We start from the raw sequence: 12,740 nt of genomic DNA on the forward strand, positions 1-12,740 counted from the left end.
AGATATCTCCTTCCTTATGGCAAATAGAAATCTTTGTTTGTAAGTCCGTCATATATATCCTTAAGCACTAGGATATCTACTACCGGATTTCCCCTTAAATGAAGTACCTTCAGTGTCTTAAGCTCCTTAAGAGGCTCTACTACACGCACTCTGTTATTTACAAGTGTAAGCTGCCTAAGCACAGGGCTATTTCTAAATGCCGATATATCCTCTATCTGATTATCATCCAGATATACAACCTCCAGTTTCTTCAAGTCTTTCAGTGCATCTACGCTTGTAAGCCTTCCTTTTTTCAGATAAAAAGTGTTAAGAAGAGGCATATCTGCAAGTGCTGATATATTTGAAACCGGGTTGTTATTCATCATAAGATGAGTAATCAGACTCTTCCCCTTTAGCCCTGAAATATCTGTAATCTGGTTTTCATTTAGGGCAAGATAGTTTATCTTGATGAGGTTTGCGAGGGCATCAAGGGAACGAAGATGGTTATTCTGTGCAAACACGCTTTTGATGCTGGTTACATTTCTTAAACAGTCCAGATTGTAGATACCACAATCTTCTGCCATAAAGTCTTCAAGAGAGGTATTCTGTGCAAAGGCATTTTTATCAATCTGTATACCGGGATTTTCGTCTAAAACTATCTCTCTTAGGTTCTTTAATTTATCAAAGGTATGCTCACCTACATAGCCTATTCCGCAGTTTGCCAAATCAAGTTCTTCGAGCCTTAGCATGGTATTGATTACTTTAAGCTCTTTGTCTGTAACCTTGATTCCATAAAGTCCAAGCTTTTTAAGCCCTACCAGATACTCAAGACCGCTTAAATCCTTAACTTCCTTAAAAGCAAGATCAAGTACCTGTAGGTTTTTTACATCCTCAAACAATATATCCCCGTATGGCTTGTCCACACTGTATCTTATAACTTCTTCAAAAACCTTATCCTTAAACCTTACTATTTCATTGTCCTTGTCATTTTCCCCGGAAAACCTTGCTATTATGGTCTGTCCGTCAAAATGACCTGTTATTTCAAGATGTTCTTCAACTTCGCCGCTTATCTTTTCCCAGTTTACAAAGATTATGTTTTCGTCTTTTTTAACTGCATAAGGCAGATAGAAGCTTTCACCAACCTGCGCATTGAGTAGTATGCTTCCATCCTCTACAGTCAAAAGCTTGATATCAAAAGGCTTTACGAGGTTTTTGTTATACTTTACAATAGGTGTTAGGTCACGCACCTTAGAGCCAAGCATCAGCTCTTTTAGCCCATCTGTATATCTTAAAGCCCTGATATCTTCCACATTTTTACATACGAGATTAAGCTTCTTTAAGCCTGTAAGTCCTTTAAGAGGAGAAATATCCGAAAATAAATTTTCTCCAAGATTTACATCCTCTAGGTCTGTAAGCCCCGCTAGAGCATCAATTGAAGAGATTTTATTGGAAAAGAGGTTCAGTGTTTTAAGCTTCTTTAAGCCTGACAGCGGAGTGATATCACTAATCTGATTATAGGATAAATCAAGTGTAACCAGATTCTTCATCTCCTTTATATCAGCTAGATTTATCTCACTATAGCTCCAAGTAAGGCTTAAATCCCTGATTGTAAGCAAATCTGAATAAGTAATCTCAGTAACCTTTTTATTTAACTTATCAGCTGCCGCATCACCAACAGCCTTATCTACAAAGCTATACTTTGCATTCGGGTTAAACTCTTCAACAGTGATAACAATCTTAGCCTTAAGCTCTGTGCCCTGAACACTTCCCTTTATTTCATAGACTTTCACCGTATCCTTATCAAAGGTTCCGCTCCATTTTACCGCCTGCCTGTCTCTTGTTTCATCTTCATAGACAACCTCTACAGTATCAGGCAGCTTATAATCTTCTCCCTTTTTAAGCCTTACAGTAATCTCAGGGATACTCTTTATCTTCTTCATCGGTATAATGGTAAACACGGCTTCCATTTCCTCAGAATATTCGTATTTATCAGAATAAACTCTTACAGGAAGTTTAATTTCTTTAGCCACTGAAGTATCTAGCAAAGCCCCCTTAAAATCAAGGTTTACCTTGGCACTCTTGCCATTGTTTAATACGGCTTTTGCCGTCTTAGGCAGGGTATATTTCTCAAACTGCCTTACCTCAAACTTGAGCTCCTGTACCTTTTCCACCTTTTCTTTGTAGTAGCCACCCTTTATAGGCACTGAGGTTTCCTTTATTATCTTATCTGTATCAATGTCCCAAACGCAGATTTTAACAGCATAAGGAAGCTCTGCAATCTTGGTATAGCCGTCAAATTCTACAGGGTACTTGGAACTGCTCTTTTTTTCAATACGTGTTAGATTGATATTGCGCTCCATATAATCTACCAGTATGAAGTCCACTCTAAGTTTTCTACTTTGGTCGTCCTTTACTATTACTTTAAGGTTCTGTATCGCCCGGTTTTCTAGAGACGGCTTGCTCACATTGATGGCAGTATCTGCATACACAGGCTCTTTCCCTGTCATCACTAGTATGAGCAGAAATGCCGCCAGTAAAAGCCAATAGATTTTTTTCATGGTATCCTCCTCCTACTGCAGCTTAACTGACTTCTTTTTCACGACTCCGTCCACATTTACATAGACGAAATATTCTCCTGCTTCTTCATCCTCTAGGTGAAGAGAAATATTTCTCTCCTTTCCTTCAAGAACGCCCACATATACCAGCTGTCCTTCCGCATCTCTGATGACGAAGTTTCCTCCATTACCACTTTGGCGGATTCTAATACGCACAAAGCGCCCTTCATTTGTCACTTCAACTAAGTCGCCAACCTTACCGAGCTTAAATACTATCTCGTCAGACGCCTTAGGGAATGGAATGATCTGCACCTTGTCACCTATCACCTTATATCCATCAGGCACATCCTTAATCATAACCTTAATCTTGTCAGCTGCCTCAAGTGATGATGGTATGAGCTCTCCATACTCATATTCAGTCGTGGTATAGGTCAGTGCATCAAGGATAGGAACCATTGTCTTAAATGAAACATCAGGCACAGTATTTCCCTTTTCATCCACAGCTTTTACCTTTAGTCTCACACCCTTTTCTACGGACATAATTCCTGTCGCATTTTGCTTTATGGTATTTACATCAAGGAAAGCAGGAACCGCTACCCAGTCTTCATTTATATTCCCCACCTGTACTCTAAACTTCCCCTTTGGAACCTTTACACTAAACCAGTCTTCGCTGCCTGTAGGCTTTAGCACATACTCTTTTCCTGCGTCATCAACTGCATACAGCTCAGGAACGCCTACATGTCCTGTGAAAGAAAACTCTATGCTTATCGACCTCTCCAGTTCCTTTTCCTTTACAGTTACCTTAATCCAGTACTCAAGGGTAACAGGCGACTTAGGGTTCTGTGCAACTCCCTCAGGTAATGAAAAAGACGCTCTTAGCTCATAAACTGATGGCTTTTTGCCGTCATAAGAGCCAAGGTACCACCTTACAGGCACAATATGCTCATTTTTATAAGAGTCAATTATTGTAACCTTTGCTGGAAGCTTCTGTTTAAGAGCTTCTTTATCTGTTCCATATGCAACCTGAATATCCTTAAACTGATGTATGACTTCCCTCGCTACAAGTCTCTCGCCCTGTTTAACCAGGTCTACAACCTTCACATATTCCTTGGTAGTCGGTACAACGCTTACCTCTGTTGCATTAAGCTCATATCCTGAAGGAATACCCTCCGGTAAAACTCTCGCCTCTTCATTTATATGATAATACTTATCCTTATACTGATAGGATGGCTTAGTGGTGCCAACTATCTGCCCCTTATATCTGTACTCAAAGCTAACCTTTGCAGGGTTAATTATATGAGTTATGCCGTCTTTTAGGTTGTTAGGGTTTACGAAGCCATCGATATAGACGTGGACTTTTTTTGTATCCTGGTGTCCGTTTGTCTTGTAAAATGCCTCCTTATGAAGTTCCTTTAGGGTAGCAGGGACTTTGATTTCACTAAATCCTGCCCATCCAAAGGCACCTTCGTCAATCTTCTCGATATTCTTAGACATTTTTACTTCTTTAATCCTTGGCTCCTTCTTATCAGGTCTCGCAGAAAATGCAAACTTACCGATTTGACGGACAGAGTCAGGTATTACCAAAGAAGTAAGCCTGTGATAGCCAAAGGCTTTGAAGTCAATGACTTCAACTGTATCTGGTATTTCAAGCTCTTCAAAATCAAGCCACTGGCAGGCTGCGGAGCCTATCTCTACTACAGGTTCTCCTTTATAGGTAGTAGGTACGGCTAACTTCTTTGATTTTTTAACCTTATCTTTGCCACTTGGTTTTGTGTCTTTGAGTACGACTCTTCCGTCTTTCTTTATAAATACAAAGTCATCCTCAGTAAGCGGAATTTCCTTTTCCTTTACACGTACATCTACCTTTACTTCCGGATAATCATCTACGCCTTCGATGGTATAGCTTCCTTTTAGGGTATAGATGCCTGGTTTTTCAGCTTCATAAGCAGATAGCTCCCACTTAACAGGCACTTCTATCTTTTCTTTTTTATTACTAAGCTTAACTAGGATAGTCTTAGGAAGAAGGCTAGCAAGCTCCTCCTTCGTAGTCCCAAACTTTACATCTATCTGCCCTACTTTGTCTACTGATTCAATAAGGGTCTCACTGCTGTTTTCTCCAAGGCGGTCTACCTCTATCTCAAATTCCATCACATTTTTTAGGTCACTTTGAGCAGGATAGCTTCCCTTAAACTTTACAGCTCCCTCTTTATTCTCAGCAAAGTCAGCTGTATTCCAGGTTATATTTACTTCTCTTTCACTTCCGTCTTCCAGTGTTAGCTTTCCCTTTGCAGGAAGTCTCTTGATTACCTCTGCCTTGCTTAGTTTCACAGATACCTTTTGTTTATCAAAGGAAGAGACCTTGACTATATTTTGTTTCTTTGCAAAATCAAAGCCAACCACTGCCTGCTTAGACTTGACATTTACAGTCTTTTCGACCTCTTTTGCTACATAGTTTTCCTTATCATAGTCAGTAAGCCTTACCTTCACTCTGCTTATTCTTGGAATTAGTTCAGGCTTAAAATACAGCCTCTTATATGACCAGGAAGAATCCGTTTCAGATACATAGATAGAATATTCCGGTTCTCCCTTGTCATAGCCGTGAGAGACAATCTTAAGCGATGCTCTTTCATAAGCATAGAGATCCTTTTTAAGTAAAGCCGAATTAACTTCAATCTCAGGCTCATAGACGAACATGTCCTTATTCTCGGCCTCTAAGGTATATGAACCGTAAGGAAGATTCGTATACCTTAGAGGCATACCCATATAATCCTCACCTGACTTAAAAGAATAGCGTTTGCCCGCCTTATCAACTGCTATTACTTTGAAATAGCTGCTAGTCTCATCCTGCGGCTGAAATAAAGTAAGCTCCACCTTCCCCTCAGTTTGTGACATCCTTCTTACGGTCTTCTTTGTAAGCTTCGCTCCACTAGCAGTCGAGAAAGTCGAGAGAAATACACTAAAGACGATAAGAATTAGTACCAAGCCCCTAATCTTTTTCATTGCTACCTCCGTTCAGATTTAGTTTTTGACTCCATTTAATACAGGCTTACTTCAGCTTCATTTCTTCAAAGTAAGCCTGAATCGTTTTTTCACTTTTGACACCTATACCGTTGTCAAAGTTTTACATATTAAAATGCATATAGTTATAGTATATTGTGCAGTATTAATGTAGTCCAATTGAAAATGCCTATTCCTAATGTGTATTTATAGTTAATTGCTATAAATGTAAATAATCCCACAAGAAAGTATCCTTCTTGGCAGGATTTAAAGCCTGTAGCGGGTATCATAAGAGGTATCTAAATATTCGCCTAAGCGTAATTTCTAGCTAGTTTTTATTGCAGGGAGATTTGAGTGAAATTTCCTACAAAAAAAAGGTCAGACTCCATAAGTCCGACCTTTATCATATTTCCTAATATTTTTTTCAACTTACTACACCATCTTATTATAATACCCCTCATATACAAACTTATCAGGGTGGGATTTTACATAGTTTACCTCATACTCACTATCATAATCATAGGTGTCATATACAAAGCTGTCTGCCTCCTCCAGAAGCTCATCAAAGCCATCTTCAAGGCTCTCCATTGCCTTCCAGCGCTCTTCTCTGTCAAACGGAATCTTACCTCCAAAGGCATCAATCACCCTCTTAAAATTATCAGCAAAGATACCCATATCAAAGGACTTAAGCCCATTTATGGCATCTTCCCAGACTATTCCTGTAGAATTGTCCAAAAACTGCTGGTGCCCTCCGTTGTTTACCTCGATAAAGTACCAGGATACTGCATTTAAGTATCTCTGCTCCAAGGTAAAGCCCTCAGCAGACTTAAGATAGTTTTCGTGTGTTCCGTATATATCAACAGTCCAGTAAATCGGATCTAAGACACCCCAGATTTCATCCATTTTTTCTATATCCGCTACAGTGATTTTGGCGTAGGTCTTTCCACTGCTTGAATTACCGGACTCTGAATCAAAAAGCTTAGCTTCAAGCTCTTTATAATGCTTGTAAACAAGCGGGAATTTCTCTTTATTAGCTTCAAGTATTCCCTTAAACCCATGAAAATCTACAATTTCAATACAATATTCAATAACCTTATCATCCTTTGCAAGCCCCATAGCCTTCTCAAGCATGGCAAGTGAATTTAAGATGTCTTCCTCTACCATGTAATTATTGTTTGCTGATAGGACTGAATAAGAGCAGCCGTAGCGGTAATACCAAAGAGCATCTCTTTCCTCTTCAGGAATCATATCAAGCACCTTCATGGCCTCTTCTATCTGGTCGTTATTATTGTAGGCTCTGGCTAGTTGTCCTTTTAGCGTAGTATTTAAGTTCTCTACTCCTGTAAAAGTAAGAAATTCTATAACGCTCTCAGTATCGCCCTCATCACTTAAGTTGTAGATTACCTTTTCTTTAATTTCATCACTGTACTGTGCAAATTCTTCCTTGGTAATCTCTTGCGAGGTAATAGTCAGTCCTTTTATAAATTCTTCAAAATTATCCGCAAGTGGATGTATCTTAAAATCATCCTCCTGGTCAATAAGCACTACCTTAGGCTCTCCCTCTTTTCCACACTCCCTATAGTCGAGGAACACCATGTGATGGCCGCCTGAGATAGTATCAGCCACTGCAATACCTATATTAGGATAACCCCATTCATTAATCCAAAGCTCATTACCCATCTCACCACAAAGAGAATTCATCTTCTCCTTATCAGTGCCGTAGATGCCTGTGATATACACTGCATACTTGCCATTGCTAAACAAGGTTGCATAAGGAGTCCCTCCGTTATGTATTTTGACAAGCTCTATATATGATGCCGGAAGCTTATAGCCAAGTTCATTTTCAACTTCCTTTATTTCCTCATCAGTAGGCTCTTTGCCAACATATTCCTCAAGTGAATATTCATCATCCTCCCAAAAGTGAGAAAAATCAAAGTTTTCAAATGGTTTCATAAGATTTCCTTTCAGTAATTAGTTATTATAATTCAGTTTACAGTTGTTTTTATATTCTTATTTCAATTTGTCAACCGAAATTGAAATAAGTCACATTTTTTTATTTGCTTATTTCAATTTATACCTCTAAATTAAAATAACAATATTTTTTTGAGCACATTATTTCATTCTCAATCCGAAAGATATAATATCTCAAATCCACCAATAGGCCATTTTCAGTCCCTATGCATTTAATAACTTCACAATATCCTTCACCTTTGGTACTCTTCCGCTTATAATCAGCTTCCCATCCACCATAACCGAAGGAGTGGTCATAACGCCGAGCCTCACTATATCCATCAAATCCTCTACCTTTTCAATCTTTGCATCCAATCCTAACTCCTCTATGGCTAAGAGGGTGTTTTCATAGAGTTTGTCACATTTTTCGCAGCCTTCACCAATTACCTTAATCTCCATATTTACCTCAATTCCTTAATTTCATAGGTTTATCCACAATTTCCTTCCAGGCACTGTCGATTGTGCGGATAACCTGTGGTCCTGTTTTAGATAAAAATACAAGTTCTGATTTTTCACGCTCGCCAGAAGGCTTGAAGTCAATCAATTCTTCCACCACATCTACCTGCTGCCAGCCTTCATCCAACTTAAAAAATCCCTTAATCCTGTAGCAAGATGGAAGCACCTTTTTAAGAAATGTCACCAATATCTCCTTTGACACCACTTCAAGGGTTTCTAAAGATATAGTCTTAGGCTTGTTATCCACTGTATTTAGGCTATCTTCAGACTCTGCCCATTTTCTCACAGTTAAATCTTCATTCATAAATGAGAGGTCAGTTTTACCAAAGGAAGCTGTGATTATATCACATACAGGATTAACCTCGCGCACCAGCTTCTTCACCTCTTCAAGCTCTGATAAGTCAAGCTTATCCACTTTATTGATTACTGCCAGATTGCAGTGGGCAAGCTGCCTGTCTACAGTTTCCACATCCTTTATCTGATTCTTAAAATTCACTCCGTCAACAAGGCAGATAACCCCCTTAAAGATGTAATTATCTCCCGCCATTACCCCTACAGCTCCGAGGATTTCCTCAATGTTAGAAGGATCTGCAAGTCCTGAACTTTCTACAAAGACATAGTCAAGGTCCTTTGTACTCATTTCAGCGAGTGCCTGAACAAAGGAAAGCTTTAGGCAGGAGCAGAAGATGGAGCCTCGGCTTATTTCAGTCATTTCTATCCCATTTCTCCTGATAATTTCTCCGTCTACATTTATTTTTCCAAATTCATTTTGAATAATTCCTATTTTTTTATCCTTAACATTATCAAGAATATTCAGCAAAAACGAGGTCTTTCCTGCACCAAGAAAGCCTGTAAGCACGTATAAATCTTTCTTTTCCATACTACCTCCTGTTAAAATTGTGTCAAAAAATATAATTAAATAGATATCCCGTTATAATAATCCCTACCGTACATATCCCTACAAACAAGGCTAGCAGTCTGCGTTTAATGGCTTTTCTAAGCATAATCAGCGATGGAAGCGATAAGGTAGTAACTGCCATCATAAATGACAATACCGTACCGAGCTCTGCTCCTTTGGTATATAGTGCTTCTGCAACTGGTATGGTTCCAAATATATCCGCATACATTGGAATTCCAACCAAAGTAGCTAATATTACAGAGAAAGCATTTTTACTTCCAAGCACAGTTACTATAAAGGACTCCGGTATCCAGTTGTGAATGACAGCTCCTATACCGACTCCTGCCAATATGTATGGAAATACCTTCTTAAGTGTGGAACAGACCTGTTCACCTGCAAAATCGAGTCTATCCTTTACATTTAGCCCCGGGCTTACAGAGTTCACATTTCCCACTTTTTTGATATATTCTTCTATATAATCTTCCATCTTCATTTTATCGATAATAAGTCCACCTATCACCGCTATAATCAGTCCAAGTATGACATAAAGCAGGGCTGTTTTTGCTCCAAATACACTCATAAGCAGAATTAAAGAACCCAGGTCAACCATAGGTGAGGATATGAGGAAGGAAAATGTCACTCCTATCGGTAAGCCTGCACTTGTAAATCCAATGAATAAAGGAATGGACGAGCAGGAGCAAAAAGGGGTTACAGTACCAAGTAAGGCGGCTAATACATTTGCCCATATTCCTCTATGTTCCCCCAGTATTTTCTTGGTTCTCTCTGGCGGGAAGAAGCTCTGAATAAAGGAAATAGTAAATATAAGCACGCAGAGTAAAAGTGTAATCTTCGTTACATCGTAGAGGAAAAACTGAACACTCCCTCCTACTCTGCTCTCCATATCAACTCCAACTGCTGATAAGCCCTTTCCTATCAGCTCATCCAGCCATTCCATCTTTAAGACTTGATTTTGAATGAAATCCCACCCAGATTTAATTGTATCCAATACTCTCCTCCAAATTTAGCACATTATTAAAGTGAACATAACCATTTTAGACCGATAAATCAAGCCTCTGGCAGTGACTCTGATTACGCTTAACACAATGGACTAATCCATTTCCAGTCTTTGCTATATTGTACTCCAAACTGGTTGTTTTGACAATTGCAAAGAATAGATTTCCCTTCTGTACTATTTACGATTTCTGTGTATACTTATAACAATAACAATATTCTAAAAGCCAAGGAGAAAAACATGCAAATAACCCTTCAAACCCTTTCAACCACCCTTAACTACGCCAAAATCGAGCTTTCTTCCTATCTGGCAAGCCTGTCCATCCCTTCTTTAGAACTTGAAAAGATAGATATTAGCATTAAGACCGACAAAAATATTACCAAGGTGAAAGACGAGCTCTTAGATGATGCATTTAAGATAGATATAGCAAATGGAAAAGGTGAGATAATCGGCAATAATGATAGAAGTTCATTACTTGCCGTATACCACTTTTTATATAGAATCGGTTTTAGATTCCTCACCCCTGTTAAGGAAGATGAAATAATACCGGAGATTTCATCCTTGCAAAGGCTGACTTTATCTGAGAGCCACATTTACCCTTTTAGGCATCGGGGTATATGCATAGAAGGTGCTTCATCTCTTGAGAATATTTTAGCCACTGTAGAATGGATGCCAAAGCTTGGATACAACTGCTTTTTCAGTCAGTTTAAACTCCCATTTACATTTATGGAACGCTGGTATAAGCACCAAAATAATCCCCATCTTAAGCCTGAAGAATTTAGTTTAGATACTGCTGCGGAGTACACCGAGAAGATATTTAAAGAAATAAAGAAAAGAGATATGCTCCTTCACACAGTAGGACATGGCTGGACAGCAAACGCAGCAGGCTTTCCAGCTCTCGGCTGGGATACACAGAGCACAGACGGTGAGGCAGATAGTAGTTTTTTTGCAATGATAAATGGCAAAATAGAGCTGTTCCACGGAGTTCCAACCAATACAAACCTATGCTATTCCAATAAAAAGGTTATAGATAAGCTGGCTGACCTTGTATTAGATTATGCTATCAACAATAGGGAGGCTGACTATGTGCATTTTTGGCTGGCTGATGCATTCAACAATATCTGCGAATGCGAAAACTGCGAGAACGAGAGCTTATCCGACCAGTATGTAACCATTCTTAATAGGATTGATGAGAAGCTTAGTGAAAATGATTTGACGACTCATATAGTATTTTTGCTCTACCAAGAGCTTTTATGGCCTCCTATCAGAGAGAAACTAAGGAACCCTAACCGTTTCACCCTTATGTTTGCTCCTATTAGCAGAACCTTTGAGGAGAGCTACCCTGAGGATACCGAGAATAAAGCAATCCCGGAATTTAAGAAGAATCATATCTCGCTTCCTGTCAATATAGAAGAGAACCTGAATTTCTTGTTTGCCTGGCAGAAGAAGTTTAACGAAGACAGTTTTGTTTATGACTATCCTCTTGGCAGGGCACATTACGGCGATTTTGGCTACTATCATATATCAAAAATCCTGTTTAACGATATTATGAAATTACCGGCTTTAGGGCTAAACGGATACATCAGCTGCCAGGAGCTTCGTTGTTTCTCTCCTAACAGCCTGCCTAACTATGTGATGGGATACGCTCTGTCAGGCTTATGCAATGACTTTGAGACCTTTGTTACTGACTATTACAGAGGCTTTTATGGGGCATTTTATGAGGAAGCTATGGCCTACCTTAAGGAATTGTCCTCACTTAGCCATCCTGATTACTTTAATAACAAGGGAGACAGGGTATCAAAGCCTATAAATGCTGATTTTATATGCATTTTAGAGGTACTTAATGGCTTCCTCCCAACCTTAGACAAGGTAAAATCATCTGGCGGTTTTACAGTACACTGGGAGCTGCTTGCATTTCACAACAGTTACCTAAACAGGCTTGTTAAGGCGCTTATTAAGCTTAGCAGCGGGGATTTTAACAGGGCAAAGGAACTTTTTACGGATTTCGCTACTTTTATACAGGAAAATGAATTGAAGTTTCAGCCATATCTTGATGTGTACAGGTTAATAGACATTTCAACGAATTATACCGGATTTAAGAGTATTTAAAGCTAAAACAAAGTGACTAAGACCTGTTCTTAGTCACTTTATTTCGATTTAAGCTTATTTATCATAAGCAAAGGTAAATTCAATATCGTAGTCCTTAAATTCAGCTAGAAATACTTTTATTATGCTCTTAAAATTCTCATCAGCTCTGGTATATATACCTTTTGCCTCCACTTCTTTAAGGCCTTCCTCTTCAATCTCGTTAATGAGCTTTCTATACTGCTCAAAGTTTATCGGATTGAATATACTGTTCTTTTCGCTGCTTTTTATGCTGTCCCATATCAGGTAATTGCTCATTACATTTCCCTTTGGAATCTTTACATGTATGGTTGAGTCGTTAACGCTTACCTCTATATCAGACATGTTGTAGCCTATCTTTACCTTACCTGTACATTCAAGGGAAATGGTATTCTTTGTTCCCGGAATTTTTATATCATCAAAAATATACCTCGACTCATCAACTGTCTTTTTAATGTTGTATTCGCCTGAATATGTGGACAATTCACCTATCTCGTATATCTTGGTTTCTACTTCTGCCTTGGTAACTATCCTTTTCTCCGTTGTTCCAAACAGCCTTTTCCCAGGGTTTGTCACAAGCTCAGCCTCCGGCCCGTGGAACATCTGATACAGGCTCCATGCGCCAAATATAGCTAAGGCAATCACCACTACTGACAAAAGGTTAAGAAATATCTTAACAATCTTCTCGCCTATTTTGCTCAAGTTTCAC

General features: G+C 39.0%; 8 protein-coding genes. 1 reads left to right on the forward strand and 7 read right to left on the reverse strand.

Annotated elements, in window-relative coordinates; all coding sequences use genetic code 11:
* Positions 1 to 14 precede the first annotated feature (14 nt).
* From JJN12_RS10695 to JJN12_RS10720, 6 genes are all read right to left on the reverse strand, one after another.
* On the reverse strand, positions 15 to 2,537 hold the full coding sequence (locus JJN12_RS10695) for a leucine-rich repeat domain-containing protein (RefSeq protein WP_208429671.1): 2,523 nt from the start codon (positions 2,535 to 2,537) through the stop codon (positions 15 to 17).
* 12 nt (positions 2,538 to 2,549) lie between these two features.
* Positions 2,550 to 5,534, reverse strand: a complete 2,985-nt coding sequence (locus tag JJN12_RS10700; protein ID WP_208429672.1) for an Ig-like domain-containing protein — start codon at positions 5,532 to 5,534, stop codon at positions 2,550 to 2,552.
* Positions 5,535 to 5,963: 429 nt separating this feature from the next.
* Complete coding sequence (locus JJN12_RS10705; RefSeq protein WP_208429673.1) at positions 5,964 to 7,484, reverse strand: SMI1/KNR4 family protein; 1,521 nt, start codon at positions 7,482 to 7,484, stop codon at positions 5,964 to 5,966.
* Positions 7,485 to 7,706: 222 nt separating this feature from the next.
* The gene (locus tag JJN12_RS10710; protein WP_208429674.1) at positions 7,707 to 7,940 is read right to left on the reverse strand and encodes a thioredoxin family protein; all 234 of its coding nucleotides are present in this window, start codon (positions 7,938 to 7,940) and stop codon (positions 7,707 to 7,709) included.
* 7 nt (positions 7,941 to 7,947) lie between these two features.
* Positions 7,948 to 8,877: a CobW family GTP-binding protein gene (locus tag JJN12_RS10715; RefSeq protein WP_208429675.1), complete on the reverse strand. Its 930-nt coding sequence runs from the start codon at positions 8,875 to 8,877 to the stop codon at positions 7,948 to 7,950.
* 22 nt (positions 8,878 to 8,899) lie between these two features.
* Positions 8,900 to 9,850 (reverse strand): permease, encoded by a 951-nt coding sequence (locus JJN12_RS10720; protein WP_208430387.1) that lies wholly within the window; start codon positions 9,848 to 9,850, stop codon positions 8,900 to 8,902.
* Between the two features lie 297 nt (positions 9,851 to 10,147).
* On the opposite strand from JJN12_RS10720, the gene JJN12_RS10725 reads away from it, so the two are divergent.
* Positions 10,148 to 12,016, forward strand: a complete 1,869-nt coding sequence (locus tag JJN12_RS10725; RefSeq protein WP_208429676.1) for a DUF4838 domain-containing protein — start codon at positions 10,148 to 10,150, stop codon at positions 12,014 to 12,016.
* Positions 12,017 to 12,070: 54 nt separating this feature from the next.
* Here the strand turns inward: JJN12_RS10725 and JJN12_RS10730 are convergent, their stop codons facing one another.
* On the reverse strand, positions 12,071 to 12,733 hold the full coding sequence (locus JJN12_RS10730; RefSeq protein WP_208429677.1) for a DUF4230 domain-containing protein: 663 nt from the start codon (positions 12,731 to 12,733) through the stop codon (positions 12,071 to 12,073).
* Between the last annotated feature and the right edge of the window lie 7 nt (positions 12,734 to 12,740).

This window comes from Catonella massiliensis, assembly GCF_016651435.1.
Taxonomy (GTDB): Bacteria; Bacillota; Clostridia; order Lachnospirales; family Lachnospiraceae; genus Catonella; species Catonella massiliensis.

What these genes read in the sequence shown, in the direction of transcription:
- JJN12_RS10695 (WP_208429671.1), bottom strand. Translation starts at nt 2,537, where the DNA reads ATGAAAAAAATCTATTGGCTTTTACTGGCGGCATTTCTGCTCATACTA.
- JJN12_RS10700 (WP_208429672.1), bottom strand. Translation starts at nt 5,534, where the DNA reads ATGAAAAAGATTAGGGGCTTGGTACTAATTCTTATCGTCTTTAGTGTA.
- JJN12_RS10705 (WP_208429673.1), bottom strand. Translation starts at nt 7,484, where the DNA reads ATGAAACCATTTGAAAACTTTGATTTTTCTCACTTTTGGGAGGATGAT.
- JJN12_RS10710 (WP_208429674.1), bottom strand. Translation starts at nt 7,940, where the DNA reads ATGGAGATTAAGGTAATTGGTGAAGGCTGCGAAAAATGTGACAAACTC.
- JJN12_RS10715 (WP_208429675.1), bottom strand. Translation starts at nt 8,877, where the DNA reads ATGGAAAAGAAAGATTTATACGTGCTTACAGGCTTTCTTGGTGCAGGA.
- JJN12_RS10720 (WP_208430387.1), bottom strand. Translation starts at nt 9,850, where the DNA reads ATGGAATGGCTGGATGAGCTGATAGGAAAGGGCTTATCAGCAGTTGGA.
- JJN12_RS10725 (WP_208429676.1), top strand. Translation starts at nt 10,148, where the DNA reads ATGCAAATAACCCTTCAAACCCTTTCAACCACCCTTAACTACGCCAAA.